Source organism: Mycolicibacter heraklionensis (genome assembly GCF_019645815.1).
GTDB classification, from domain to species: domain Bacteria; phylum Actinomycetota; class Actinomycetes; order Mycobacteriales; family Mycobacteriaceae; genus Mycobacterium; species Mycobacterium heraklionense.
In genome coordinates this window covers 3,040,397-3,065,375 of sequence record NZ_CP080997.1, presented here as the reverse complement: position 1 = coordinate 3,065,375, position 24,979 = coordinate 3,040,397, and the positions used below count along the sequence as shown (strand labels likewise).

Here is a 24,979-nt window from a genome sequence, read left to right as displayed (position 1 = left end):
GGGCTAGACCACCCAGATCGCCTGGGCGGCAGGGCTGCCCAGGTCAACGGTGGCCTGCTCGCGATCGGAGCCCGCGGGCGAATCAAGGGCTATCGAGATGATCCCGGCGAAGTCGCGGCGAGTCAGCACTCGCAACCGGGCGTCGAGGCTGATGCCCACCTGGGCGAAGTAGCGCAGCATCTCCGGATCGTTGTCGGAGATGCGGGCCACCGTGCCGGTCTCGCCCTCGGCGCACGCCCACAGTTGGCGGGCCGGAGGAGTCGGCACCTGACCGTCCGTCGCCGGGATCGGGTCGCCGTGCGGGTCGCGCTGCGGGAAGCCCAGCTTGGCGTCGATACGTGCGATCAGCCGGTCTGACACCGCGTGCTCGAGGACTTCGGCCTCGTCGTGCACCTCATCCCAGCTGTAGCCCAGTTCGCGCACCAGAAAGGTCTCGATCAGGCGGTGCCGGCGCACCATGGCGAGCGCGGCCCGGCGCCCCTCGTCGGTCAGGGTCACCGCGCCGTACTTCTCGTGGTCCACCAAGCCCGCATCGGCGAGCTTGCGGATCGACTCCGAGGCGGTGCTGGCCGACACGCCGATCTTCTCTGCCAGCATCTTGGTGCTGACCTTGTCCGGTGACCATTCCTGGGCGGTCCAGATGACTTTCAGATAGTCCTGGGCGACGCTACTCAGCCCATCCGACTGCTCCCAAGGGCTCACAACGGGACAGTTTAGGCTGTCCTCGTGCAGCGGTGGCGGGGGCAGGACGAGATCCCCACAGACTGGGGCAGGTGCGTGCTCACCATCGGCGTGTTCGACGGTGTGCATCGTGGTCATGCGGAGCTGATTGCCCATGCGGTGAAGGCCGGCCAGGCGCGCGGCGTGCCGACGGTGCTGATGACCTTCGACCCGCATCCCATGGAGGTCGTCTACCCCGGCAACCATCCCGCGCAGCTCACCACGCTGGCGCGCCGTGCCGAGCTGGTCGAGCAGTTCGGCATCGACGTCTTCCTGGTGATTCCGTTCACGCCCGAATTCATGAAGCTCACCCCGGACCGTTACATCCACCAACTGCTGGTCGAGCACCTGCACGTGGTGGAAGTGGTGGTGGGGGAGAACTTCACCTTCGGCCGTAAGGCGGCCGGCAACGTCGAGACCCTGCGCCGCGCCGGCGAGCAGTTCGGGTTCGGGGTCGAATCGGTGTCGCTGGTGGCCGAGCGCGCCGACGCCACCCAGTCGGTCACCTTCTCCTCGACCTACATCCGATCCTGTGTCGACGCCGGCGATGTGTCGGCCGCCGCTGAGGCGCTGGGCCGGCCCCACCGGGTCGAAGGTCTGGTGGTGCGCGGTGACGGTCGCGGGCGTGGCCTGGGCTTCCCGACCGCCAACGTGGCCCCGTCGGCCTTCGCGGCGATTCCGGCCGACGGGGTGTACGCCGCATGGTTCACCGTCTTGGGCCACGGTCAGGTGCCGGGCACGGTCGTCGCAGGTCAACGCTGCCGGGCCGCGGTGTCGGTGGGCACCAACCCGACGTTCTCCGGGCGGGCCCGGACCGTGGAGGCGTTCCTGATCGACGAAACCGCCGACCTGTACGGACAGCGCGTCGCCGTCGACTTCGTCAGCCGGATCCGCGGCCAGGAGAAGTTCGACTCGGTGGCGGACTTGGTGGCGGTGATGAACACCGATGTCGAGAAAACCCGCGGCCTGCTCTCCGGCGACTGACCGCCCGCGCGATTGGGACGGCCGCCCAGGGCGCTGCTAGACTCGCCCCTCGGCGTGCTGCAGTCCGCGGTGGCCGCCGACTTGATATTCGCGGGACCGATTGATGGAGTTTTTTTCGTGGCGCTGACCGTCGAGCAGAAAAAAGAGATCCTGGCCAACTACGGCCTGCACGAGACCGACACCGGCTCGCCCGAAGCTCAGGTCGCCCTGCTGACCAAGCGGATTGTCGACCTCACCGAGCACCTCAAGAAGCACAAGCATGACCACCACTCCCGGCGCGGACTGCTGCTGCTGGTCGGCCGGCGGCGTCGTCTGCTCAAGTACCTGACCCAGACCGATGTGGCGCGCTACCGCTCGCTCATCGAGCGCCTGGGCCTGCGTCGCTGACATTCCGGCCGGCGTCAGCCGCTGCCGTGTAGAGTGAGACCGTTCCGGGCCTGCCAGGCCCGGACATCGGTGTGGCCCCGCATCCGCGTGCGCCACTCCGGCACGTCACGACGGGACATGTCCCTGCGAACAGCCAGACTTGCATCGGGCGGTCTTCGGTAGTGGCAGCCGGGTCTGAAAAGTACGTCTTCAAAAGATCCGGCCGCTTCGATCGACGACCGTAGCCGCATCCAGGTCGTTGGCTGACGCACGTCTGACGTTGCGAAACAGCTGAACGAACCAGGAAAGGCCGCACGGGCTTCCATGTCTGCAATTGAAATTGAAGAAGGCGTATTCGAGTCGACCGCTGTCATCGACAACGGCAGCTTCGGCAAGCGCACCATCCGCTTCGAGACCGGCCGGCTGGCCCAGCAAGCCGCCGGCAGCGTCGTCGCCTACCTCGACGACGAGACCATGCTGCTGTCGGCGACCACCGCCAGCAAGGCTCCCAAGGAGCACTTCGACTTCTTCCCGCTCACCGTCGACGTCGAGGAGCGGATGTATGCGGCCGGCCGCATTCCCGGCTCGTTCTTCCGCCGCGAGGGCCGGCCGTCCACCGACGCGATCCTGACCTGCCGTCTCACCGACCGCCCGTTGCGCCCGTCGTTCGTCGACGGCCTGCGCAACGAGGTCCAGGTCGTGGTGACTGTGCTGAGCCTCAACCCGAACGACCTGTACGACGTGGTGGCGATCAACGCCGCGTCGGCTTCCACCCAGCTCGCCGGCCTGCCGTTCTCCGGCCCGGTCGGTGCCGCGCGGGTGGCCCTGATCGACGGCACCTGGGTGGCGTTCCCCACCGTCGAGCAGCTGGAGCGCGCGGCGTTCGACATGGTGCTGGCCGGCCGCACCCTCGATGACGGTGACGTCGCCATCATGATGGTCGAAGCCGAGGCCACCGAGAACGTCATCGAGCTCATCGAAGCCGGCGCCCAGGCGCCGACCGAGACCGTGGTGGCCGAGGGCCTCGAAGCGGCCAAGCCGTTCATCGCGGCGCTGTGCAAGGCCCAGCAGGAGCTGGCCGACGCGGCCGCCCGCCCGACCGCCGACTACCCGCTGTTCCCGCCTTACGGCGAGGACGTCTACTACTCGGTGGCCTCCATCGCGACCGATGAGCTGGCGAAGGCACTGACCATCGCCGGTAAGGCCGAGCGTGACGACCGCACCGACGAGATCAAGGCCGAGGTCATCGAGCGCCTCGCCGAGACTTACGAGGGTCGCGAGAAGGAGATCAGCGCGGCCTACCGGAGCCTCACCAAGAAGCTGGTGCGCCAGCGCATCCTGACCGACCACTTCCGCATCGACGGCCGTGGCATCACCGACATCCGGGCGCTGTCCGCCGAGGTCGCGGTGATCCCCCGGGCGCACGGCAGCGCGCTGTTCGAGCGTGGCGAGACCCAGATCATGGGCGTCACCACGCTGGACATGATGAAGATGGCGCAGCAGATCGACTCGCTCGGGCCGGAGAAGTCCAAGCGCTACATGCACCACTACAACTTCCCGCCGTACTCGACCGGTGAGACCGGCCGGGTCGGTTCGCCCAAGCGCCGCGAGATCGGCCACGGTGCCCTGGCCGAGCGGGCCCTGGTCCCGGTGCTGCCCAGCGTCGAGGAGTTCCCCTACGCCATCCGTCAGGTGTCGGAAGCCCTGAGCTCCAACGGATCCACCTCGATGGGCTCGGTCTGTGCGTCCACGCTGGCGCTGCTCAACGCCGGGGTGCCGCTGAAGGCTCCGGTCGCCGGTATCGCGATGGGCCTGGTCTCCGACGACGTCGAGGTCGACGGCAAGACCGAGCGTCGCTTCGTCGCGCTCACCGACATCCTGGGCGCCGAGGACGCGTTCGGCGACATGGACTTCAAGGTCGCCGGCACCAAGGACTTCGTCACCGCGCTGCAGCTGGACACCAAGCTCGACGGCATTCCGTCGCAGGTGCTCGCGGGTGCGCTGGCGCAGGCCAAGGACGCGCGTCTGACCATCCTCGAGGTCATGGCCGAGGCCATCGACGCTCCCGACGAGATGAGCCCGTACGCGCCGCGGGTCACCACCATCAAGGTTCCGGTGGACAAGATCGGCGAGGTGATCGGGCCCAAGGGCAAGATGATCAACTCGATCACCGAGGAGACCGGCGCCCAGATCTCGATCGAGGACGACGGCACCGTGTTCGTCGGCGCCACCGACGGCCCGTCGGCGCAGGCCGCGATCGACAAGATCAACGCGATCGCCAACCCGCAGCTGCCCAAGATCGGCGAGCGGTTCCTGGGCACCGTGGTCAAGACCACCGACTTCGGCGCCTTCGTGTCGCTGCTGCCGGGTCGCGACGGCCTGGTGCACATCTCCAAGCTCGGCAAGGGCAAGCGGGTGGCCAAGGTCGAAGACGTGGTGAAGGTCGGCGACAAGCTGCGCGTGGAGATCGCCGACATCGACAACCGCGGCAAGATCTCGCTGGTGCCCGTGGAAGACGCAGCGGACGCCGCTCCAGTCCCAGACGCGGGGTCCGCTGAGCCTGCCGATGCCGCGGCTGTCGAAAGCTGACATCCCGCCGTCGCGCGCCCTGCGACGCACCACCCTGCCGGGCGGACTGCGGGTGGTTACCGAGTACCTCCCCGCGGTTCGTTCGGCGTCGGTGGGAGTCTGGGTGGGCGTCGGATCGCGCGACGAAGGCACCACGGTGGCCGGCGCGGCGCACTTCCTGGAGCATCTGCTGTTCAAGGCCACCCCGACCCGCACGGCGGCCGGCATAGCCCAGGCGATGGACGCCGTCGGGGGTGAACTCAACGCCTTCACCGGCAAAGAGCACACCTGCTACTACGCCCACGTGCTGGACACCGACCTGGAGCTGGCGGTCGCGCTGGTGAGCGACGTCGTGCTCAACGGATCCTGCGCGGCTGCCGACGTCGACCTCGAACGCGACGTGGTCCTTGAGGAACTCGCGATGCGCGATGACGACCCCGAGGATGCGCTGGGCGATGTGTTCCTGTCGACGCTGTTCGGCGACCATCCGATCGGACGGCCGGTGATCGGCAACGTCGAGTCGGTGTCGACGATGACTCGCGCACAGTTGCGGTCGTTCCACCAGCGCCGCTACACACCGGAGCGCATGGTGGTCGCCGTTGCCGGCAACATCGACCACGACACGGTTGTGGCTTTGGTGCGAGAACATTTCGGGCACCGGCTGATTCGTGGCCAGCAGCCCGCCCCGCCGCGGCGCGGCGCCGCCCGGGTTCCGGGCTCGCCCGGGCTGACCGTGGTCAACCGCGACGCTGATCAGACGCACATGTCCCTGGGAGTACGCGCGCCCGGACGCTATTGGCAGCACCGTCAGGCGCTGGCAGTGCTCAACACCGCCCTGGGCGGGGGCCTGAGTTCCCGGCTGTTCCAACAGGTTCGGGAAACCCGCGGCCTGGCGTACTCGATCTACTCATCGGTGGATACCTTTGCCGACGCCGGTGCGCTGTCGGTGTACACCGCCTGCCAGCCGGACCGGTTCGCCGAAGTGGCGGCCGTGACGGCCGAGGTGCTCGACTCGGTGGCGCGCGATGGCATCACCGCCGAAGAGTGCCGGATCGCAAAGGGATCGTTGCGTGGGGGATTGGTGCTGGGCCTAGAGGATTCCGGTTCCCGGATGAACCGCTTGGGCCGTACCGAACTGAACTACGGTCGGCATCGGCCCATCGCGCGCACCCTGCGGGAACTGTCCGCGGTCACTGTCGACGAGGTCAACGCGGTGGCCCATAAACTGCTGCGACAGCCCTACGGCGTCGCGGTTCTGGGTCCTTACCGCTCGAAAGGCGCGCTGCCAACCCGTCTGCGGGCGCTTGCCGGTTGATGGCAGGCTAGGGGAATGGCGTTCAGCTTCTCTGAGCTCACTGTCCCATTGATCGGCGCGCCGATGGCAGGCGGTCCCAGCACACCGGCGCTGGCGGCCGCGGTGTCGGAGGCGGGCGGCCTGGGGTTTGTCGCCGGCGGCTATCGCACCGCTCAACAGCTGGCCGACGAGATCACCGCCGCGCGCGCGGCCACCAGCGGCCCGCTCGGGGTGAATCTGTTTGTGCCCCAACCCAGTGGCGCCGATGTGGTGCTGCTCGACGAGTACGCCGACCTCCTGGATCCGCTGGCCGAACATTACGGCGTGGAGCTGGGCCGGCCGCGCTTCGGTGACGACGACTGCTGGCCGGAGAAGCTCGAGGTGATCGCCGACCTGCGGCCCACGGTGGTGTCGTTCACGTTCGGGACGCCGTCGCCCGATGACTTGGAGGCGCTGCGGGCGTTGCGCATCCTGACGATGGTCACGGTGACCTCGGCCTACGAGGCCGGTGTCGCCCTGGGACACGGTGCCGACGCACTGGTGGTGCAGGGCCCCAAGGCGGGCGGACACCGGGGCACCTTCGCACCGGACGTGCACCCGGGCACCGACTCCCTGGAGCATGTGCTGGCGGAGATCACCCACGCCCACGGCCATGTCCCGTTGGTGGCGGCGGGCGGGCTCGGCACCGCGGCCGACGTGGCCGGGGTGCTGCACGACGGTGTGGTCGCAGCCCAGGTCGGCACCGCGCTGCTGCTGGCGCACGAAGCCGGGACCAACCCGACGCACCGTGCGGCCCTGACCAACCCGGAATTCACCAACACCACGGTGACGTGTGCGTTCTCCGGCCGCTACGCACGCGGCCTGGAGAACGACTTCACCCGGGCCTTCGAGGATGTGGCTCCGGTGGGATACCCCGAGATCAACCACATGACCACCCCGATCCGGGCGGCGGCGGTGGCCCTGGACGACCCGCACGGGACCAGCCTGTGGGCCGGGACCGCCTACCGGACCGCCCGCTCGGCTCCCGCCGCCGAGATCATCGCCGCTCTGACACCCTGAACCGGCGGTACCGCGTCGTTATGATCGCCGCATGACTGATACATCCGGCCCGTCAGCAACCGGCACCGTGCACATCGACGCCGCCCCCGAGGTGGTCTATGCGCTGATCACCGACCTGTCCGCCTTGGCAGACTGCGCCGAGGAGACCGTCGCCATGCGGTGGCGCAAAGGCGATTCAGTGCGTCCCGGGGCGAAGTTCAGCGGCGCCAACCGCAACGGTTCGCACAGCTGGAACACCGTCTGCACCGTCGTTGACGCCGAACCCGGTCGCCTGTTCTCCTTCGACGTGCGCTCGTCGGTCATCCCGGTGGCCCGCTGGGCCTACGAGATCACCCCCGTCGATGGAGGTTGCCAGGTCACCGAGAGCACGTGGGACCACCGGCCCCGCTGGGCCCTCGGGATCAGCCGGCTGGTCAGCGGCGTCGCCGATCGGAGCGCCGCCAACGCCGACCACATCCGGCTCACCCTGGACCGGCTCAAGCAGAAGGCAGAGTCAGGGCGCTGACGCCTGTCCGTGACAACGACGGCCATTTCGTGAATGCGGTACCGGTGGTACCGTTGTACAAATCAGACTGGTTTGTAAATCTGACGAGGGGTTGGGCATGCTCAAGGTCGACGACAGCGCTGCGGGTCCGCACGACGGATCGCTAGACCACGAACGCATCGTCCTGCAGGCCCGCGACGTCGGATTCGACTGGTCGGACCTGCCCGTGCACTACGTGCCCGGCGAGCCCTTCGTCACCCACTTCTGCAACGTGCTGCACCTGCTGCTGCCCGCCGGCGAGGAGTTCTTCGTCGAGGTGTTCAAGCAGGCGCTACCGCTGATCAAGGACGACCAGCTGCGGCTCGACGTCCAGGGGTTCATCGGGCAGGAGGCCACTCACTCCCAGGCGCACAGCGCAGTCGTCGACCACCTGGCCGCCCGCGGTGTCGACATGTCGCCGTTCACCGGCCAGATCAAGTGGCTGTTCGACAAGTTGCTCGGTGACCGGCCGACCTGGAGTGAGCGCCGTCAGCAGCGCTGGCTGCTGGAACGGGTGGCCCTGGTGTCCGCGGTGGAGCACTACACGGCGATTCTCGGCGAGTGGGTCCTGGAGAGCCCCGCGCTGGACGAGATCGGCACCCATCCGGTGATGCTGGACATGTTGCGCTGGCACGGCGCCGAAGAGGTCGAGCACAAGGCTGTCGCGTTCGACGTGATGAAGCACCTGAAGGCCGGCTTCTTCCGGCAGGTCCGTACGCAGTTGGCCGTCACCCCCCTGATGCTGCTGTTGTGGGTGCGCGGCCTGCGGTTCATGTACAAGGTGGACCCGCAACTGCCGGCCGGAACCAAGCCGCGCTGGCGGGACTGGTTCATCGCTGCGCGCCGCGGGCTGGTGCCCTCGCCGTTCGAGTTCCTGCCCGCGATCGCCTCCTACTACCGTCCGGGTTTTCACCCGTCGCAACTGGGCGGGGTGGAGAAGGCGGTCAACTACCTGGCCATTTCGCCCGCTGCCCGCGCCACGCACTGACCGGTACCGCAGGCGAACAACGAGGAGTGCAGTCGATGACCACCCCCACCACTACCACTGTGACGTCAGCCGACGGTGTGACCCTGGCGGTGCACGCCTACACGGATCTGGACCCGAAGCGGACGACCATCCTGGCGATCCACGGCTACCCGGACAACCACCACGTGTGGGACGGGGTGGCTCGTGAGCTCATCGAGCAGCACCCGGGCCGCTACAACGTCGTCGCCTACGACGTACGCGGTGCGGGGACGTCCTCGGCGCCGGCGGATCGGTCGGGTTACCGATTCCCGCACCTGATCGCCGATGTCGCCGCGGTGATCGAACACTTGGGCCGACTGGGTGTGAACCAGGTTCACCTCCTGGGCCACGACTGGGGTTCGATCCAGGGTTGGGCCGCCATCACCGACCCGGCCGTGGCGGCCAAAGTCGGCTCCTACACCTCGATTTCGGGTCCACACCTGGATTACGCCGGCCGGTTCCTGCGCTCGGCGCGCAACCTTCGCACGCTCGCCGACGTCGTCAGGCAGCTGCTGGAGTCGAGCTACATCTGGTTGTTCTTGACCCCGCGGGTTCCCGAGGCGGCCTTCCGGTCCGGTCTGGGCGTCAGAGTCCTTGGCTGGCTTGACCGTATCGGTCGCTCTGGCAAGCCGCAGCCGGCCATGCCCCGAGGCGAGAACGACTACGTCAACGGGCTCAACCTGTACCGCGCGAACATGCCGAGGCCTTTTCTGAAGCCGTCGCGGCCGCTGCCCGCCACCGATGTCGCGGTGCAGGTGCTCGCGCCCCGCTTGGATCTGTTCGTCAGCCCGGCCCTGCAGCGGTACACCGGATCGATCCCGGCCAACCATCGGGTGCTCGACATCGACGGCGGCCACTGGGTGGTCATCGATCGCCCCGAGGTCATCGCCCGGCTCACCGACGAGTGGGTGCAACAGAGCGTGGCCGGCGGTGCCGGCGCGTCCGGCGATGACCTTCGACACGCCTGACATGGCGCCGCAGATCTGGGATTCGCGTCCCGCCGACCTGTACGGCCGGCGAAAGCATGACCGGTTGTTCAACGCGCTCTGGGCAGCGGTCACGGTATTCGGTGGCATGGCCGCACTTTCGCGGTGGAAGCCGTCCCGAGTAGCCCCGGTGTCCCGGACGATCGCGGCCGTCGTCACCAAGCGGGAGATGGTGACCAGCGACGTGGTGGCCCTCACCCTGGCAGACCCCGACGGCGGACTGTTGCCGTCCTGGACGCCGGGCGGTCACATCGATGTGCAGCTGCCGTCGGGCCGCCGCCGGCAGTACTCGCTGTGCGGCGTGCCGGGACGTCGCACCGAGTACCGCATCGCGGTGCGCCGGCTCGATGACGGCGGCGGCGGCTCGGTCGAGATGCACGAGTCCTACGCCGAGGGCGACACGTTGCTGTTCGAGGGGCCGCGCAACGCGTTCTATCTGGGCACCGGTGAGAGCGACGTGCTGTTCGTCATCGGCGGAATCGGCGTGACCCCGATGCTGCCGATGCTGCGCGAGGCTGCCCAGCGCGGAATCGATTGGCGCGCGGTGTATGCCGGCCGCAGCCGAGCCGACATGCCGTTGCTGGACGAGGTGCTGGCTGTGGATCCCGGGCGGGTCACGGTGTGGGCCGACGACGAGCACGGCCGTTTCGCCGGCACCGACGAACTGTTGGCCGGAGCCGGACCGCACACCGCGGTGTACGTGTGCGGGCCGACCGCGATGCTCGAGGCGGTGCGCGTCACCCGCGACGAACACGCCGACGCTCCGCTGCACTATGAACGATTCAGTCCGCCACCGGTGGTCGACGGGGTGCCCTTCGAGTTGGAGCTGGCCCGGTCGGGCCGCGTACTGAAGATTCCCGCGGACCGCTCGGCGCTGGACGTGATGCTCGACGCCGATCCGACGACCGCGTGCTCGTGCCGGCAGGGATTTTGCGGCACCTGCAAGGTCAAGGTCATGGCCGGCAGTGCGGGACAAGTCGACCGGCGTGGACGCACCGCAGAGGGCGACGACGAGATGCTGGTCTGCGTCTCGCGGGCCAATGGGGGGCGGATCGTCATCGACGCGTGAGTCGAGCCGTATCGGTGGCGATAGGATGCCCGGATGTCTGGTGTTGCTGAGGTCCATCGCGCGAGTTTGCGGGCCAGGATCATCTACGCCGTCTTCGCGGCGGTGATGCCGCGGTTGGTGCGGTGGGTCAGCCGCCGCGGGGGCCCCGAGGCCATGCCCGGAATGTTGGCGCAGTTGGGCCGGCGTACCAACACCGTCGCCCGCCTGCAACGGCTGCGCCCGTACTTCAGGATCCGTTTCACCCGCGAACTCGCCGCAGGGGTTCCGGTCGAGACCGTTCGCAGAGCAGACTGCGTCGCCCCGCTGGGCGACGGCGCCGTCTTGTACTTTCACGGCGGTGGGTTCTTCACCGGCGGTTTCGACACCCACCTGCATGTCGTGGCGGCCCTCGCCCGGCGCACCGGGCTGCCGGTAGTGCACGTCGACTATCGGCAATTCCCCGACGTGAGCGTGGACGGCTCGGTGGAGGACTGCGTCGGCGCCTACCGCTGGCTGCTGGAACAGGGGGCAGACCCGGCCAAAACGGTGATCGCCGGAGACTCCGCAGGAGGCTTTCTCACGTTTGCCACCGCGCTTCGGTCCCAGCAGGAGGGGTTGCCGGCACCGGCCGGCGTCATTGGGATCTCAGCGCTGCTGGAGCTCGACGGAACGGCCCGCAGTACTCACCCGAACATGGGCACCGACGCATTCGGCATCGCGGACGCGCTGCCGGACCTCGTCGAGCATGTGTGCCCGTCGCTGCCGATGCGTCACGACCTGTCGCCGATCAACGGCCGGCTGGAAACCATGCCGCCGGCGCTGCTGATCGCCGCCGAGTCGGAGATCCTGCGCTGCGATAACGAACGGCTGCACGCCGCGCTGTTGGATCACGGCCGGTCCAGCCGGCTTGAGCTGTGGGCTCATCAGGTGCACGCGTTCCCGGCGCTGTTCCCCTTCCTGCCCGAGAGTCGGGCGGCGTTTGACCTGATCGTCCGTTTCGTCGCCGAACGCCTTGCTGACCCCGGTGAGTCCGGCGAGACCCGCCGAGAGGTTTCCTGAAGCCCGCTGCCACTAGGGTGGCAGCTATGCGAGTAGCAGTACTGGGCGCCAAGGGCAAAGTCGGTGCCACGATGGTTGCGGCGGTGCACGCCGCGCAAGATCTCACCCTGTCCGCCGAGGTCGACGCCGGCGATGAACTGAGCCTGTTGACCGACAGCGGCACCGAGGTGGTGATCGACTTCACCCACCCCGCCGTCGTGATGGACAACCTGAAGTTCTTGATCGACAACGGGATCCACGCGGTGGTGGGCACCACCGGGTTCACCGACGAGCGGCTGGCCCAGGTGCGTTCCTGGATCGAGGCCAAGCCCGGTTCGGCGGTGCTGATCGCACCCAACTTCGCGATTGGCGCGGTGCTGTCGATGCATTTCGCGACCCAGGCCGCAAAGTACTTCGAATCGGTGGAGGTCATCGAGCTGCACCACCCGCAGAAGGCCGATGCGCCGTCGGGTACGGCCGCTCGCACCGCCGCGCTGATCGCCGAAGCCCGGAAAGGGCTTCCGCCCAACCCCGACGCCACCAGCACCGGCCTGCCCGGAGCGCGCGGCGCAGACGTGGACGGCGTGCCGGTGCACTCGGTTCGGCTGGCCGGGCTGGTCGCCCACCAGGAAGTGCTGTTCGGCACCATGGGGGAGACGCTGACCATCCGGCACGACAGCATTGACCGGACCTCATTCGTTCCCGGGGTGCTGCTGGCGGTGCGCCGGGTCGCCGAATTCCCCGGGCTCACGATCGGCGTCGAGTCCCTCCTCGACCTGAAGTAGTCGTGATCAAGGTGTCGCCGGCCGCCCGGGTGAAGGTGCTCATCGCCTTCATGTGCCTGGCGCTGCTGATGTATCTGGTGTTTCTGGGCCGGATCGCGGTGCTGCTGATCGCCTCCGGTTCGGTGCCGGCGATCGGGATGGGGCTGGCGCTGCTGATCATGCCGTTCCTCGGGCTGTGGGCGATGATCGCCACCCTGCGGGACGGGTTCGCCCACCAGCGGCTGTCGCGGCTGATCGCCGAGGAAGGAATGGAACTCGACGCCGGCGCCTTGCCGCGGCGTCCGTCCGGACGCATCGAACGCGACGCCGCCGATGCCCTGTTCCACACCGTTCGTGCCGAGCTCGATGCCGACCCGGACAACTGGCGGCGCTGGTACCGGCTGGCCCGGGCCTACGAGTTCGCCGGGGACCGTCGTCGCGCGCGGGAGGCGATGAAGACCGCGGTCCAGTTGCAGGGGCGGCAGTGAGCAAGACGTTGCTGGTGGTGCATCACACGCCTTCGCCGTTCTGTCAGGCGATGTTCGAGGCGGTGCTGTCCGGGGCGACGGACCCGCAGATCGAGGGCGTCGACGTGGTGCGCCGCGCCGCGCTCGAGGTGTCGCCCAGCGACATGCTGGCCGCCGACGGCTACCTGCTGGGCAGCCCGGCCAACCTGGGCTATATCAGCGGGGCGCTCAAGCACGCCTTCGACGTCTGCTATTACCCGATCCTGGACTCGACCCGCGGCAGGCCGTTCGGCCTCTACCTGCACGGCAACGAAGGCACCGAAGGCGCCGAACGGGCCGTCGACTCCATCACGACGGGGCTGGGATGGGTCAAAGCGGCCGACTACGTGGTGGTTTCGGGCAAGCCGGACAAGTCCGACCTGGAAGCGTGCTGGGAGCTTGGCGCGACGGTGGCCGCGCAGTTGATGGACTGAGCCCCGCTACGGGTCGATGTGGGTTTCCGGCATGTAGAACGAGTGGAACGGGTACTGCTGGCCCACCGGCCCCATCTGATGGCAGTCCTGTTGCGACGGTGGTGATTTCGGCGGCTCGTAGTAATAGATGACGCAGCGCTGCCAGCTGCCGTCGGGCTGAATCGGGCCGTCGCACTTCTGGGCGGTGGAGAAGAACAGCAGCGGGTTGTCCTGACAACCGGCATGGGCCGCCGGCGCCGAGGCGATCAGCCACCCGGTCGCGAGTCCGGCTGCCGCCAGCGCGGTGGCCAGGCCTCCGGTGAGGTAGCGCTTCACGGTCGACCCCTCCTCAGTGCGTCGTGTTGTCGAGTGACTATGCCGGACGCGGCCGATGTTTGTCGCAGATTATGCCCGCGGTTCCCACACAGTTCCTATCGTGAGGCGATAGGCTGCGATGCCGTGAGCCATGCAAACGACACTGCGTCCACGACGGAGTCCACTACGGACCTGCTTGCGCGCACCCTGGAGTCTGTCCGCGTCGCCCACGACAACATCGCGGAGCTGGCAGAGCAACAGAACGGCATCTACGCCGTTGCCCAGACCGCGAGGGGCACCGCGCTGATCCACGACCTGCGCAAGCAACTCGACCAGCTCAACAAGATCCTGCCCTTCAAGAGCTAGCTGCCCGCCCTCGTCAGGGTGGCGCCTTATTGAGAGCACGTTCGCTGTTGATGCGGTGGGCGCGGTCTTGGATGCGGGTGCGCTTGCGCGTAGGCATCATCAGGCCGCGGTCGGCGGTCGATGTCGCTGGTGACGGTGTTACCGCTGGTGTGGCGGCGGCTTGGCACAGGGCAGGGAATAGCAGAGTGCTGCCAGGCCGGGTGGTGTAGGTGTGGCCGGTGGGGCTGGTCCATTCGATGGTGCCGTTGGGGTGCTGACGGTCGCTCCAGCCCCCGCGGCCGGTCCAAAAGGTCTTGAGTAAGTGGTGTTTTCGGCACAGGCAGCGCAGGTTGGTTGCAAGTTGGCAATCTACCCCCTTCGCGCGGGTGTACGACTCGGCCGCCTATAGGTATTGCCCGCATGACGGGCTTGCCCGTGAACCATTGGGCTACAGTCACTTCGCTGTTCTGACGATGGCGAGGTTGTGGTCATGGAGCGCGGTGATGAGTTCGCGGGTACCGTCGTCGGGTTGTGGCGCCAGTTCGTGGGCGATGGCTGTGCGCACCACGGCCGATACCGGTAGGCGGCGCTCTGCTGCAGCGGTACGTAGCCGGGTCATCTCATCGTCGGTGAGGCGCACGGTGAGGGTTTGGGCCTTTTCGCGGTTGGGGTGGGTGGCCGGTGCGGTCGTGTATTCAGAGCTGTCGACGGCTTCCAGCTCGCGTGCCTCGTTGAGTAGGTTGCTGAGTTCGTTGTTCACGGGTTGTTCCTTTCCCGGTATGTGTTCTGGTCGGTGGCGTTGGCCGGCCAGCAGTTCGCGCCGTATGGCCGGTCCTCGTGGTCAACGACGATGACGACGAGGACTGCGTCTGCGGTCGGCGAGAAGCCGATGAACCGGCTGCTTTTGCCCGAGCGGCGCTTGGGGTCGGGGATGAACCCCACCGCGTCGGGATTGCTGACGGCTTCGGTTGCCATCTCGACGGTGGTGCGGTGTTTGTCCCACATATGGGTGACCGCTTCGCTGGGCCAGTGCAACTCGGTCACCCACTCAGTGGGTGACAAATGTATGGCATTTGTGGGCAAGCGTGCGCGCAAGCCATGGGTGGTTCGGGGGTTGGATTCCGGCAAAGACGACTGCCTCGCCTTAAGTATCGCAAATGACACCCCTGTTCGTCATCGAACTCCGACCTCGGTGATCGGCACAATCGTAGAACGCAAAAGCCGCTCCACGATGCTGGTCCACCTTCCCCGGCTCGACGGGTGGGGCCAGAGGCCGCCGGTGAAGAACGAGCCGGTGCTCAGCGGATACGGCGCCGTGGCGATGAACGCCGCGTTGGCCGCATCACTGACGCAGCTACCCGAACAGCTGCGGCAGACGCTCACCTGGGATCGCGGTAAAGAACTGTCCGGGCATGCCCAGTTTCACGTTCGACACCGGGACGAAGGTGTTCTTCGCTGACCCACACTCACCCTGGCAGCGACCAACGAACGAAAACACGAAGGGTCTTCTGCGTCAATATTTCCCGAAGGGAACCCACCTATCCCGCTGGTCCGCCGAAGAACTCGAAGCGGTCGCCCTCGGGCTCAACAACAGGCCACGCAAGGTCCTCAACTGGTAGACTCCCGCCGAAGTCTTTGCCGAGCAACTACACTCGCTTCAACAACCCGGTGTTGTATCGACCGATTGAACTCGTCCGGTTTCCCTCAGCCGTGTCCGCGGTAGATGATGCGCAGCATCTTGAGGTTGAGGCGGGCGAAGCGCCACGCCTGGACGGGCAGGTTCTGGCGTGTCCGCAGCGTGGCATCGGTGGGCAGCGGGGCGTCGGCGATACGTTCTGCGGTCTGAGCGTTCGCGGTGGTGTAGATGTCGTCGTCCACGGCAGGGCCTTTCACTCGGGGATCAGCCACCACAACGGATTGGCCTTGGCCTTGTAGATGAACAGGTGGTGCAGCAGCGCCTTGATCCAGTGGCCGGCCAGCCCGATCTCACCGTAGGTGCCTGCCAGATCGCGGCCGGTCTGCGGGTATTTCACCGGGTCGGGAACGACTGGGAACATCGTCATCGCCGCGGCGGAGCCGTCGCGAAACCCGGCGCCGGCCGATGCCACGCATGCGGCGCCCATGGCCGCCATCGAGGCGTGGTGGGCCGGGGCTTGGCCGCCGCGGGCGATACGGTCGCGGATGGTCTGGGCGACCGTCTTGGCCATGATGCCCGACGGCATGCCGGTGCGTGGCGGGCTGGGGGTGATGACCGTCCCGTTGGGGCTCTTGCGCGGTTGCGAGATCGAGTGCGGTGGGGCGAAGGCGATGCCCGGGGCGAAGATGTTCGGGTAGGCACAGGATTCGTAGGTGCGCGGCCAGTCGTCGGCAGACCACTCCTCGTAGGGCTTGCCCGAGTAATCGGCATCCACCTTCAGGAAACCCGATGGCGCGAACAGAGTGGAGGTGATGTCGGCACCGTCTTTGTCATAGGCGCTCAGGCCGGCACCCCGGAACGGCGGCAGCAGCATCGCGAAGTCGAAGTCGAGGTCGTGCTCGGTACCGTCGAGTTGCTCGTAGCGCAGCTTGCCGTCCATCACCTCGCTCACGTGCGCCTGAGTGATGGCTTTGACGCCACGTTCCCGGAACAGTGACTCGGTCCACAGCCGGCTCGACTGGGTGAAGCCCTTGTCGACGAATTTCATTCCGTCCACACCGAAGTCGCCGAGTTCGTATTCGTTGGTCAGGTAGATGACCTCGGCGAGGTCGCGGACGCCGGCGGCGCGCAGCATGTGCTCGACGTTGAAGGTGTACTCGAAGGCCGCCCCCTCGCACGTGGAGGTGCCGTGCCCGACGCCGATGACCAGACGCTGCTTCTGGCCGGTTTTGAGTTTGGCGACGACTTGGTTGAACGCCTTGGCCGTCTCGGCGGCGTGTGCGGCGGTGCACACCGACCAGGAGTGCCCGTCGGGTCCGAGTCCGGGCGTGGCGGCGAAGTTCAACTTCGGGCCGGTGGCGTTGATGAGGTAGTCGTAGGTGAGGCTGCCGGTCTCGCCGCTACGCACGGGATCGGTGTAGGTGAAGTCCACCGACGGTGACGGCTGCTCGGGGCTGCCCGCGGGATGAATGGTGGTGGCAAACCCCTGATGGAAGCCGATTCCCTTGCGCTTATAGATCGGCTCCAGCGGGATGAGCACCTTCTTCGCCTCCATCCGGCCCACCCCGACCCAGATGTTCGACGGAATGAAGTTCCAGTCCGGCTCGGGCGAGACCACCACGACCTCATGTTTACGGGGGAGCATTCGGCGAAGGTGCATTGCGGCGGTGTGTCCGGCAATTCCGGCACCGAGGATGGCGACTCGGGCCATGAGATCCTCCTGATTTGAGTGGGTTCAGCTTGTCGGCAGGATCATTCTCGAATCCCAGTCTATACCCATCGGGGTATGTATGTCATGACTTTTCGTGCGGATGCGCATCGTCACACGTTCCGCCCTTCAAGAGCGGATCGCGCCTATCGGCAAGCGGGGGTCGACTTCGGCGACGACCGCAGTGCTCGTTCAAACGTCGTGGCTATGCCAAGGCGGTGGAGCAGCAGTTTTGCCGGACACCAGCCGACCATCGCATCGAGCAGCAGGTTGGCACCGACGAACGCGGTGAGTATCCGCCAGCGCCCGTCGAGCAGCTGCCCCAAAGTCAGGCTGGTCAGCACGATGATTCCCGCCATGAGGTGCAGTACCCGTTCCAGTGGCCATCCGGCTGGTTGCGGGATGCCGAATGTCATGCGCCGGGTCGGGGGTGCGTCGTGGCTGTTGTTGTCCTGCATTGGGCTGGAACCTTTCCGGTTTGTTGACGGCTCGGTGACGCATCGCTGACGAACTTCGCGGCGCATCGCCGCTAAGGTGCGTCACCGTTGATCATATACCCGGTAGCGTATATGAGATCATTCTTGTCAATACCCCTATAGGTATATGTGACCTTCCTCACATTTACCAGATCGGTGATCACCCGAAGGGCCGGCGTGGCATTGTCCTAGAGTTGACTTCCGTTGGGGTGCAATGCGATCCAGGCCTGCCATGTGATGTTCACATGTCCGCTCCTCTGCATGGATGCCCGGTGGGGTATCTGTTAGGGTGCAAGCAGTTGCTATGGATCGATTGAGGAGGATCAAGGATGACCACGACAGAGAACGCGCCGATCGTGCAGATGCCCCGCATCGGCGACCCGGCACCGACCTTCACTGCGGTCACCACCCAGGGCGAGATCAACTTCCCCGGCGACTACGCCGGCAAGTGGGTGATCCTGTTCTCCCATCCGGCGGACTTCACGCCGGTGTGCACCAGTGAGTTCGTGACGTTCGCGTCGATGCAGGAGGAGTTCGCCGCCTACAACACAGACCTGGTGGGCCTGTCTGTGGACGGCCTCTACAGCCACATCGCCTGGCTGCGGACGATCAAAGACAAGATCGCCTTCCGCGACATGCGCAACGTCGAGGTCACCTTCCCGCTGATCGACGACGTCTCGATGCAGGTCGCCGGCAAGTACGGAATGATCATGCCAGGGGAAGACACCACGAAGGCTGTGCGCGCGGTCTTCTTCGTCGACCCGCGCGGGACCATCCGGGCGATCATCTACTACCCGCTGAGTATCGGTCGCAACTTCGACGAACTGTTGCGGGTGGTGAAGGCCCTGCAGGCCGCGGACCACTTCGACGTTGCGACACCGGCGGATTGGCGCCCGGGTGAGCCGGTGATCGTGCCGACCGCCGGTTCCTGCGGAACCGCCAAGGAGCGCATGGACGGCGACGTCGAAGGCCTCGACTGCCAGGATTGGTTCTTCTGCACCAAGCAGATCGCCGTACAAGAGGTCGAGGCGGCCATTCGGTCCGGGCAACCTGACGCGTAGGAGCGTGGGGTGCGGGCTGGTTGTGCAACGCTGCCCAGGCGCAGCCGACACCCAGATCTGTCCCGACTGCGATCGGGTCGGTAGTTCCGCCGGGGCGCGGATCCCCCGATGGCGATGGTGCTTGCCCGACCATCACTGCGGAATGTCCCGGCATGGCCGTCGCATTCGCAGGGATCTCAACTCGCACACCCAATGGTGTGCGTGCGCAATGTAACGAGGATGGAAGGTATCGGTATGGTCAAGAAACTACTCATTCTGGGTGCCGGTGTCGGTGGACTCAGCGTCGTCAACGAGCTCAGGGAATCTGGCGCCTCACTCGACGACGTGGATATGACCATCGTCGACCAGGACTTCTCTCATTTCATGGGCTTCACGTTGCCCTGGGTGATGCGTGGGTGGCGTGATCAGGACAGCGTCGCGATCCGGCCCACCGTCGAGGCGTTGTCGGGTGTCCGCACCGTCACTGGTACCGCCCGAACCATCGACCATTTGGCGCACACCGTCACGATGGACGACGGCACCGACGTTCCGTTCGATGCGCTGGTGATCGCCACCGGGGCGCGTAACGCGGTGGACAAGGTGCCCGGATTGGCGGACGCGATGGACCGAGGCGTTGCCGTGCACTACTACGGCATCGAAGCGGCCGGTGCCGCGCACCGCGCCCTGCGGGGCTTCACGGGCGGAAAGCTGGTCTTTCTGATCACATCCCAGCCCTTCCGTTGCCCGGTCGCCCCGTACGAAGGCGCACTGCTGGCTGCGGATCTCCTGCGTGACAGCGGTGCACGAGCGGCAACCCAGATGTCTGTCTACAGCCCCGAAACGCATCCGATGCCCTCAGCAGGCCCCTACGCAGGGCCTGAGCTGGTGGAACTGCTCAAGGGTGCCGGCATCGACTTCCACGGGGAGCGGAACGTGGAACGCGTTGACGGTGACCGCCGAATCATCGAGTTTCACGATGAAACCCAAGCCGAGTTCGACATGCTGGTATTCATCCCCCCGCACGAACCGTCCCTCAGCCTTGACGGGGACGACTGGATCACGGTTGACGTCAACACCATGCAGACCCAGCACCCAGGTATCTTCGCGGTCGGTGACGCCACCTCGATCACCATCCCATCGGGCCGCTCCCTGCCGAAGGCAGCGATCTTCGCCCGAAACGGGGCAAAAACCGCTGCAGAGAACGTGTTGCACTACCTCGGCAAGACCGACCGTGCTGGGGCTCTCTCGGGTGAGGGGTACTGCTACATCGACACCGGTGCGGGCACCTCCGCCCGCGGTGCTGGAGACTTCTTCACCCTTCCGTACCCAGCCATCCATCTGAGCCCACCGTCAGCCGAACTCAACAGCGACAAACACGCCGAGGAGCACCAGTGGCGGGCAGTGTGGGAGCGCCCTGCCGCAACAGCCGGGTAGCCGCGGCGTGAGCCCGCAGTCTCTGCGGGGCCGCTTGGATTCCTGTGCCGGCCAAGGCGACTGTCATCGCGCCTTGGCCGGCACAGCCGTATCAGCACGGGACGGAACGGTACGCAGCATGGACACTCCCGGCCCTGGCATTCTGAAGTCGTCAAGCCACCCGTCGTCAACCGCCGATCGCTATCGCCTGGCTCCACGCGGCTCCACTGATGTCGGTCAGCGTCAATCGGTAACGATGATCGGTGTTCGGGCGAGCGGAGTCGGTGTTCATCGTCAGGTCTGCCTTGGCGCCAAGTGGGACGATGAGACTGTGCGCGCCGGGCTTGACCTTGGCTATGTACCGGTTGGCGATAGCGTGTTGCGGCAGTCGGCTCAGCTGGTCGGCGTTTAAATCCACGACCTTCTTGCCGGTGGTGTCGTCGGTGACTGTTACGCCGATGAGAAAAGACCCGTACACGTCGACACCGTCAGTGCGATAGATCGTGAACCGCAGCACGTCGGTATCGATGCGGGCGTCGGATATCTCTATGGTCGGTGCAATCGACTTATTGTGCAGCGGACCATACAAGCCACCGTGAAAATACTGGTTGGTGAAGAGCGTCAAGGACAGCACAGCGATTGACCCGGCGAATACGGCTCTACGGTCGAGTGTCACATCGCCAGAGGTCAGCCAGGAAAACATTCGGGTGCGGGTGAACGCGTAATTCCTTGCCGCCAGGAATCCGTCCAGAGAGTAGTGCCCCCCGCCGCTGAGGAACAACAACAGCCCGCCGGCGACGCCGAGAATCCCGATCTGCCATTCGTCCAGGCAGGTCGTACCCAACCATCCGGCACTGATCAAGATCCCGAACGCCAGGGCTGACACGATTACCGCCACGGGCCGGGTGAACAAGCCGAGGATCATACAGGCGCCAGCGATGCCCTCGACGATCGTGAATGCGATCATGGCGACGCGAAGCAGGCCCGGTGCGGTCAGAAGATGCTCCATGATCGGCCCGATCCCGATCGAATGAGGCAGGAAATGATTGAACTTCTCACCGACGTAGCCCGGTAGATCTGGATTCAGTTTGTTGGACAGCACGACTCGCCGCCAAAAGGCCGAGAAATACGTCCAGCCGAGGACCAGGCGCACGGGCAGAGCGACCAGTGCGGCGGTAGCGAACGGGGTCTGGGTACGGTCTAAGCCTTCATCAACACTCTTGGCGGGCATGTGTCACGCTTTCTCTGATCGCGGTGTTATTGCGTTTCCGGATGTTGTGTGGTGCCTGTTTGGTCGCCGGTCGGTGGTGGCAGAACAGCCACCGGGATCGGCGTGGTAGGCGGTGCCATGTCGCGTACCGGTCGGTTGTGCACCCGCTGGGGCCACCAGAACCACCGTCCGAGCAGCGCTGCCGCCGCTGGTGTCAGGAACGATCGCACAATCAGGGTGTCGAACAGCAGCCCGAGCCCGATCGTGGACCCGGCCTGGCCGATCGAATACAGGTCGCTGGCGGCCATCGACATCATCGTGAAGGCGAAGACCAGCCCAGCCGCGGTGACCACTGACCCGGTGCCGCCGATCGAGCGGATGATGCCCGTCTTGATGCCGGTGCGGGTCCCCAGCCCGATCTCCTCCTGGAATCGCAGGACCAACAGCAGGTTGTAGTCGGAACCCACCGCCAGCAGGATGATCACCCCGAACACCGGGGCGATCCAGTTCAGCGGCAGCCCGAGGAGGTGTTGCCAGACCAGCACACTGAGCCCGAACGCCGCGCTCAGTGACAGCAGCACGGTGCCGACGATCACCGCCGCGGCCACCAGCGCTCGGGTGAGTAGCAGCATCACGATGAAGATCAAGGTCACCGCGGCCGTGCCGACGATCAAGATGTCATAACGTGAACCGGTCTGGATGTCGTTGTAGACCGCGGCGGTGCCGGTCAGGTAGAACTTGGCGTCGGTCAGCGGCGTGCCCTTGACCGCGTCATGGGCGGCGGCCAGCAGTGGCTCGACGAATGCGATGCCCTTCGGGGTGGCCGGGTCGGCGTCGTAGGTGACGATGAACCGTGCGGCCTTGCCGTCCGGGGACAGGAAGAGTTCCAGCCCCTTCTTGAAGTCAGGATTGTCGAACGCCTCCGGCGGGAGGTAGAAGTAGTCGTCGGACTTCGACGCGTCGAACGCCTGCCCCATCGCCCCGGCAGTGTCGGTCATCCGCGACATCTGGTTGACCAGACCCGAGAAGCTGGAGTGCATGGACAGCAGGCTGCCCTGCATCGATTTCGCGATCGCGATCATCGGATCGAACTGGTCGACGATCTCGGGCAGCACGGCGTCCATGTCCTCGACGTCCTGCAGCAGCGGCTGCATCTTCATGCTGAACTTGTCCATGCCGTCGTAGGCCTCGAAGACCGAACGGGCCGCCCAGCAGACATTGATGTTGAAGCAGTGCTGCTCCCAGTAGACGTAGTTGCGGATCGGGCGGATGACGTCGTCGAAGTCGGCGATGTGGTCGCGGATCTCCTCGACGGTCTCGTCGATCGAAGCCATATCGGCAGACATCCGACCGGTCGTGGCGCCCATCCGGCTGACCAGATCACGCAGTCGGGTCATCGACGTGATGGTGCCGTCGAGGTCATTGCTCATCTTGAGCATGTCACTCATCCGGTCGTTCATGAACTGCAGGTTCTCCTGGATCGGCACCGCCTGCATGCTGATCTGGAACGGGATCGAGGTGTGGTCGATCGGGCTGCCCAGCGGTCTGGTGATGCTCTGCACCCGCTCGATGCCGCGGCTGCGGAACATGTTCTTGGCGATCCGGTCCAGCAGGATCATGTCGCTGGGGTTGCGCATGTCGTGGTCGGTCTCGACCATCAGCATGTCCGGGTTCATCCGCGCCGCGCTGAAATGCCGCTCGGCAGCGTCGTAGCCAACATTCGACGGCAGATCCTTCGGGATGTAGTAGCGGTCGTTGAAGCTGATCTTCATCCCCGGCACCGCCAGCATCCCGGCCAGGGTGACCAGCAGGGCGGCGACGAACACCGGTCCGGGCCAACGGACGTTGGCGGTACCGATCCGACGCCAGCCGCGGCCCTCCACCCGCTTGGGGTCCAACGCGGGGGCGGCGACCGCGACGACGGCGGGGGCGACGGTCAGCGCACCGGCGATCACCACCAGCAACCCCAGCGCCGACGGGATACCCAGGGCCTTGAAGTAGGACAACCGGGCGAAATGCAGGCACAGCGAGGCCCCGGCAATCGTCAGGCCCGAACCCAGGATCACATGCCAGGTGCCGCGAAACATCGAATACCAAGCGGTTTCTCGGTCTTCACCGGCGTTGCGCGCCTCGTGGTAGCGACCGATCAGAAAGATCGCGTAGTCGGTGCCGGCGGCGATCGCCAATGATGACAGCATCGCGACCACGAACGTCGAGAAACCCAGCAGGCCCAGATTTCCCAGTAGCGCTACCAGGCCGCGTGCGGTGCCCATCTCGAAGCCCACCATCACCAGCGCAAGCGCCACCGTGGCAGCCGAGCGGTAGACGATCGACAGCATGATGATGATGACCAGACCGGTCACCCCCATCATCGTGAGCATGGAATGGTCGGCGGCCTCGGTCATGTCGGTGGTCAGCGCCGCTTGACCGGTGACATAGACCTTCAGTCCCGGCGGCGGCGGGTCGGCGGCGACGATCTTGCGGACCGCGTCGACCGAGGCATTGCCCAGCGTGCTGCCCTGGTCGCCGGCGGTGTGGATCTGCGCGTAAGCGGCCTTGCCGTCGGTGCTCTGCACACCGGCGGCGGTGATCGGATCACCCCACAGATTCTGGATGTGCTGGATGTGGGTGTGGTCCTTGTCGAGCTGGGTGATCAGGCCGTCGTAGTAGTGGTGCGCTTCGGGGCCGAGTTTCTCGTCACCCTCCAGCACCAGCATCACCATCGAGTCGGAGTCGAACTCCTCGAATTTCTTACCGATGTGTTTGGCCGCGATCATCGCCGGTGCGTCCTGCGGCGACATGGTCACAGCGTGGGTGCGGGCCACGGACTCGATCGGCGGCACCAGCAGGTTCAGCCCGGCGGTGAGCAGCAGCCAGAAGACGATCAGCGGCCACGCCAGCGTGCGGACCAGCCGCATGTAGGCCGGGCGGCTGGTCGTGTCGTGCGCGCTCATGCGGCCTTCACCAGACAGAACACCTGGGCGTGGTGGCCGGTGACGATGTGCTCATCCTTGATCACGCCGTTGACCGTGATCCGGCAGCCGATCTGATCCCCATCGCCCTGGGCCACCAGGTTGCCGATCACCGCCGGGCTGGTGGTGATGATCTCATGAGTCCACGGCAAGCCGGTGTACTGAGCCTGCTCGGTCCGGGTGTCCCGGTTCAAGAAGCTCACGCCACCGGCGGTGTCCGCAGGGCCGAAGACCTCGTAGGTGATGTGCTTTTCGTTGATCGACTCGATGATTTCGGATCCCCTGCCACTCCAGCCGAAGATCTCGTCAGCGCCGAACGCGCCGCGTAGATTGACTACGGCCACGGTCCCGGCGACCGCGGCAGCGGCGACCACCAGTGGAACCCACAGGCGTTTGAACAGCGTCAGCATCGACGTTCACCGCCACAGGTTCGCGTGGTTTCAGCGGTGGGCCGTTGCATGGCAGATGAATTGCGCACGTCGGGGGTGTTGGACAGGGTGTGGGTTGGGGCAATGTTTCTACACATTCCAGGAACGACTGGAGGCCGATCCCCAACGGATGTGCCAGGGCGTAGGACTGGCCGTGTCGC

At 66.1% G+C, this 24,979-nt stretch carries 26 protein-coding genes and 1 pseudogene; 17 read left to right on the top strand and 10 right to left on the bottom strand.

Annotated elements, in window-relative coordinates; genetic code table 11:
• Positions 1–3: 3 nt before the first annotated feature.
• Positions 4–702: a manganese-binding transcriptional regulator MntR gene (gene mntR, locus K3U94_RS14445; RefSeq protein WP_047318533.1), complete on the bottom strand. Its 699-nt coding sequence runs from the start codon at positions 700–702 to the stop codon at positions 4–6.
• A 24-nt stretch (positions 703–726) separates the two neighbouring features.
• Here mntR and K3U94_RS14440 point away from each other — a divergent pair, with 24 nt between their 5' ends.
• The 13 genes from K3U94_RS14440 to K3U94_RS14380 all read left to right on the top strand — a co-directional run bounded on the left by K3U94_RS14440 (position 727) and on the right by K3U94_RS14380 (position 13,296).
• Complete coding sequence (locus K3U94_RS14440) at positions 727–1,704, top strand: bifunctional riboflavin kinase/FAD synthetase (RefSeq protein ID WP_047318532.1); 978 nt, start codon at positions 727–729, stop codon at positions 1,702–1,704.
• Between the two features lie 117 nt (positions 1,705–1,821).
• Positions 1,822–2,091, top strand: coding sequence for a 30S ribosomal protein S15 (gene rpsO / locus K3U94_RS14435; protein ID WP_047318531.1), 270 nt, complete (start codon positions 1,822–1,824; stop codon positions 2,089–2,091).
• Between the two features lie 303 nt (positions 2,092–2,394).
• Positions 2,395–4,659, top strand: coding sequence for a polyribonucleotide nucleotidyltransferase (locus K3U94_RS14430; RefSeq protein WP_220694145.1), 2,265 nt, complete (start codon positions 2,395–2,397; stop codon positions 4,657–4,659).
• Positions 4,637–5,953 carry a M16 family metallopeptidase gene (locus tag K3U94_RS14425; protein WP_047318529.1) on the top strand — a complete coding sequence of 439 codons (1,317 nt, stop codon included), beginning with the start codon at positions 4,637–4,639 and terminating at the stop codon, positions 5,951–5,953. Before K3U94_RS14430 ends, K3U94_RS14425 begins: the two co-directional genes overlap by 23 nt.
• A gap of 15 nt (positions 5,954–5,968) precedes the next feature.
• Positions 5,969–6,991 carry a nitronate monooxygenase gene (locus tag K3U94_RS14420; protein ID WP_047318528.1) on the top strand — a complete coding sequence of 341 codons (1,023 nt, stop codon included), beginning with the start codon at positions 5,969–5,971 and terminating at the stop codon, positions 6,989–6,991.
• Positions 6,992–7,022: 31 nt separating this feature from the next.
• Positions 7,023–7,496, top strand: coding sequence for an SRPBCC family protein (locus K3U94_RS14415; protein WP_047318527.1), 474 nt, complete (start codon positions 7,023–7,025; stop codon positions 7,494–7,496).
• Between the two features lie 97 nt (positions 7,497–7,593).
• On the top strand, positions 7,594–8,502 hold the full coding sequence (locus tag K3U94_RS14410) for a metal-dependent hydrolase (protein ID WP_220694144.1): 909 nt from the start codon (positions 7,594–7,596) through the stop codon (positions 8,500–8,502).
• Between the two features lie 35 nt (positions 8,503–8,537).
• Positions 8,538–9,488 (top strand): alpha/beta fold hydrolase, encoded by a 951-nt coding sequence (locus K3U94_RS14405; RefSeq protein WP_220694143.1) that lies wholly within the window; start codon positions 8,538–8,540, stop codon positions 9,486–9,488.
• A gap of 1 nt (position 9,489) precedes the next feature.
• Entirely contained in the window at positions 9,490–10,575 is a 1,086-nt protein-coding gene (locus K3U94_RS14400; protein WP_220696807.1) for a PDR/VanB family oxidoreductase, read from the top strand.
• A 33-nt stretch (positions 10,576–10,608) separates the two neighbouring features.
• On the top strand, positions 10,609–11,613 hold the full coding sequence (locus K3U94_RS14395) for an alpha/beta hydrolase (protein WP_220694142.1): 1,005 nt from the start codon (positions 10,609–10,611) through the stop codon (positions 11,611–11,613).
• Between the two features lie 26 nt (positions 11,614–11,639).
• Positions 11,640–12,377 carry a 4-hydroxy-tetrahydrodipicolinate reductase gene (gene dapB, locus K3U94_RS14390; RefSeq protein WP_220694141.1) on the top strand — a complete coding sequence of 246 codons (738 nt, stop codon included), beginning with the start codon at positions 11,640–11,642 and terminating at the stop codon, positions 12,375–12,377.
• 50 nt (positions 12,378–12,427) lie between these two features.
• Positions 12,428–12,844 (top strand): tetratricopeptide repeat protein, encoded by a 417-nt coding sequence (locus K3U94_RS14385; protein ID WP_434084926.1) that lies wholly within the window; start codon positions 12,428–12,430, stop codon positions 12,842–12,844.
• A 50-nt stretch (positions 12,845–12,894) separates the two neighbouring features.
• On the top strand, positions 12,895–13,296 hold the full coding sequence (locus K3U94_RS14380; protein WP_230987619.1) for a flavodoxin family protein: 402 nt from the start codon (positions 12,895–12,897) through the stop codon (positions 13,294–13,296).
• Positions 13,297–13,302: 6 nt separating this feature from the next.
• On the opposite strand, the gene K3U94_RS14375 is transcribed toward K3U94_RS14380, so the two are convergent.
• Positions 13,303–13,611: a CDGP domain-containing protein gene (locus K3U94_RS14375; RefSeq protein ID WP_047318522.1), complete on the bottom strand. Its 309-nt coding sequence runs from the start codon at positions 13,609–13,611 to the stop codon at positions 13,303–13,305.
• A gap of 123 nt (positions 13,612–13,734) precedes the next feature.
• On the opposite strand from K3U94_RS14375, the gene K3U94_RS14370 reads away from it, so the two are divergent.
• Positions 13,735–13,956 (top strand): hypothetical protein, encoded by a 222-nt coding sequence (locus K3U94_RS14370; protein ID WP_047318521.1) that lies wholly within the window; start codon positions 13,735–13,737, stop codon positions 13,954–13,956.
• Between the two features lie 433 nt (positions 13,957–14,389).
• On the opposite strand, the gene K3U94_RS14365 is transcribed toward K3U94_RS14370, so the two are convergent.
• Positions 14,390–14,695: a ribbon-helix-helix protein, CopG family gene (locus K3U94_RS14365; protein WP_149773518.1), complete on the bottom strand. Its 306-nt coding sequence runs from the start codon at positions 14,693–14,695 to the stop codon at positions 14,390–14,392.
• The gene (locus tag K3U94_RS14360; protein ID WP_225401010.1) at positions 14,692–14,979 is read right to left on the bottom strand and encodes a transposase; all 288 of its coding nucleotides are present in this window, start codon (positions 14,977–14,979) and stop codon (positions 14,692–14,694) included. Before K3U94_RS14360 ends, K3U94_RS14365 begins: the two co-directional genes overlap by 4 nt.
• 145 nt (positions 14,980–15,124) lie before the next feature.
• Here K3U94_RS14360 and K3U94_RS14355 point away from each other — a divergent pair.
• Positions 15,125–15,623 (top strand): annotated as a pseudogene (locus tag K3U94_RS14355) (IS30 family transposase); the annotation flags it as partial.
• Between the two features lie 16 nt (positions 15,624–15,639).
• Here the strand turns inward: K3U94_RS14355 and K3U94_RS14350 are convergent.
• From K3U94_RS14350 to K3U94_RS14340, 3 genes are all read right to left on the bottom strand, one after another.
• The gene (locus K3U94_RS14350; RefSeq protein ID WP_220696935.1) at positions 15,640–15,828 is read right to left on the bottom strand and encodes a hypothetical protein; all 189 of its coding nucleotides are present in this window, start codon (positions 15,826–15,828) and stop codon (positions 15,640–15,642) included.
• On the bottom strand, positions 15,825–17,282 hold the full coding sequence (locus K3U94_RS14345; RefSeq protein ID WP_149773517.1) for an NAD(P)/FAD-dependent oxidoreductase: 1,458 nt from the start codon (positions 17,280–17,282) through the stop codon (positions 15,825–15,827). Before K3U94_RS14345 ends, K3U94_RS14350 begins: the two co-directional genes overlap by 4 nt.
• A gap of 143 nt (positions 17,283–17,425) precedes the next feature.
• Positions 17,426–17,737: a YgaP family membrane protein gene (locus K3U94_RS14340; protein ID WP_225401011.1), complete on the bottom strand. Its 312-nt coding sequence runs from the start codon at positions 17,735–17,737 to the stop codon at positions 17,426–17,428.
• A 347-nt stretch (positions 17,738–18,084) separates the two neighbouring features.
• Between K3U94_RS14340 and K3U94_RS14335 the strand changes: the two genes are divergently transcribed.
• Together K3U94_RS14335 and K3U94_RS14330 are read left to right on the top strand one after the other, a co-directional pair.
• Positions 18,085–18,816, top strand: coding sequence for a peroxiredoxin (locus K3U94_RS14335; RefSeq protein ID WP_372585098.1), 732 nt, complete (start codon positions 18,085–18,087; stop codon positions 18,814–18,816).
• Between the two features lie 234 nt (positions 18,817–19,050).
• Positions 19,051–20,229, top strand: a complete 1,179-nt coding sequence (locus K3U94_RS14330; RefSeq protein WP_149773516.1) for an NAD(P)/FAD-dependent oxidoreductase — start codon at positions 19,051–19,053, stop codon at positions 20,227–20,229.
• 166 nt (positions 20,230–20,395) lie between these two features.
• Here the strand turns inward: K3U94_RS14330 and K3U94_RS14325 are convergent, their stop codons facing one another.
• Genes K3U94_RS14325 through K3U94_RS14315 form a run of 3 tightly spaced genes read right to left on the bottom strand, consistent with a single transcriptional unit; the run spans position 20,396 to position 24,800 of the window.
• Positions 20,396–21,439 (bottom strand): TQO small subunit DoxD, encoded by a 1,044-nt coding sequence (locus tag K3U94_RS14325; RefSeq protein ID WP_220694140.1) that lies wholly within the window; start codon positions 21,437–21,439, stop codon positions 20,396–20,398.
• A 26-nt stretch (positions 21,440–21,465) separates the two neighbouring features.
• The gene (locus tag K3U94_RS14320; RefSeq protein ID WP_220694139.1) at positions 21,466–24,372 is read right to left on the bottom strand and encodes an MMPL/RND family transporter; all 2,907 of its coding nucleotides are present in this window, start codon (positions 24,370–24,372) and stop codon (positions 21,466–21,468) included.
• The gene (locus tag K3U94_RS14315) at positions 24,369–24,800 is read right to left on the bottom strand and encodes an MmpS family transport accessory protein (protein WP_220694138.1); all 432 of its coding nucleotides are present in this window, start codon (positions 24,798–24,800) and stop codon (positions 24,369–24,371) included. Before K3U94_RS14315 ends, K3U94_RS14320 begins: the two co-directional genes overlap by 4 nt.
• Positions 24,801–24,979 lie beyond the last annotated feature (179 nt).

Bases quoted from the DNA above. Each gene is read 5' to 3' on its own strand.
- K3U94_RS14430 (WP_220694145.1), top strand. From the start codon at position 2,395: ATGTCTGCAATTGAAATTGAAGAAGGCGTATTCGAGTCGACCGCTGTC.
- K3U94_RS14425 (WP_047318529.1), top strand. From the start codon at position 4,637: ATGCCGCGGCTGTCGAAAGCTGACATCCCGCCGTCGCGCGCCCTGCGA.
- K3U94_RS14420 (WP_047318528.1), top strand. From the start codon at position 5,969: ATGGCGTTCAGCTTCTCTGAGCTCACTGTCCCATTGATCGGCGCGCCG.
- K3U94_RS14415 (WP_047318527.1), top strand. From the start codon at position 7,023: ATGACTGATACATCCGGCCCGTCAGCAACCGGCACCGTGCACATCGAC.
- K3U94_RS14410 (WP_220694144.1), top strand. From the start codon at position 7,594: ATGCTCAAGGTCGACGACAGCGCTGCGGGTCCGCACGACGGATCGCTA.
- K3U94_RS14405 (WP_220694143.1), top strand. From the start codon at position 8,538: ATGACCACCCCCACCACTACCACTGTGACGTCAGCCGACGGTGTGACC.
- K3U94_RS14400 (WP_220696807.1), top strand. From the start codon at position 9,490: ATGGCGCCGCAGATCTGGGATTCGCGTCCCGCCGACCTGTACGGCCGG.
- K3U94_RS14395 (WP_220694142.1), top strand. From the start codon at position 10,609: ATGTCTGGTGTTGCTGAGGTCCATCGCGCGAGTTTGCGGGCCAGGATC.
- dapB (WP_220694141.1), top strand. From the start codon at position 11,640: ATGCGAGTAGCAGTACTGGGCGCCAAGGGCAAAGTCGGTGCCACGATG.
- K3U94_RS14385 (WP_434084926.1), top strand. From the start codon at position 12,428: ATGTGCCTGGCGCTGCTGATGTATCTGGTGTTTCTGGGCCGGATCGCG.
- K3U94_RS14380 (WP_230987619.1), top strand. From the start codon at position 12,895: ATGTTCGAGGCGGTGCTGTCCGGGGCGACGGACCCGCAGATCGAGGGC.
- K3U94_RS14345 (WP_149773517.1), bottom strand. From the start codon at position 17,282: ATGGCCCGAGTCGCCATCCTCGGTGCCGGAATTGCCGGACACACCGCC.
- K3U94_RS14340 (WP_225401011.1), bottom strand. From the start codon at position 17,737: ATGCAGGACAACAACAGCCACGACGCACCCCCGACCCGGCGCATGACA.
- K3U94_RS14335 (WP_372585098.1), top strand. From the start codon at position 18,085: ATGACCACGACAGAGAACGCGCCGATCGTGCAGATGCCCCGCATCGGC.
- K3U94_RS14330 (WP_149773516.1), top strand. From the start codon at position 19,051: ATGGTCAAGAAACTACTCATTCTGGGTGCCGGTGTCGGTGGACTCAGC.
- K3U94_RS14325 (WP_220694140.1), bottom strand. From the start codon at position 21,439: ATGCCCGCCAAGAGTGTTGATGAAGGCTTAGACCGTACCCAGACCCCG.
- K3U94_RS14320 (WP_220694139.1), bottom strand. From the start codon at position 24,372: ATGAGCGCGCACGACACGACCAGCCGCCCGGCCTACATGCGGCTGGTC.
- K3U94_RS14315 (WP_220694138.1), bottom strand. From the start codon at position 24,800: ATGCTGACGCTGTTCAAACGCCTGTGGGTTCCACTGGTGGTCGCCGCT.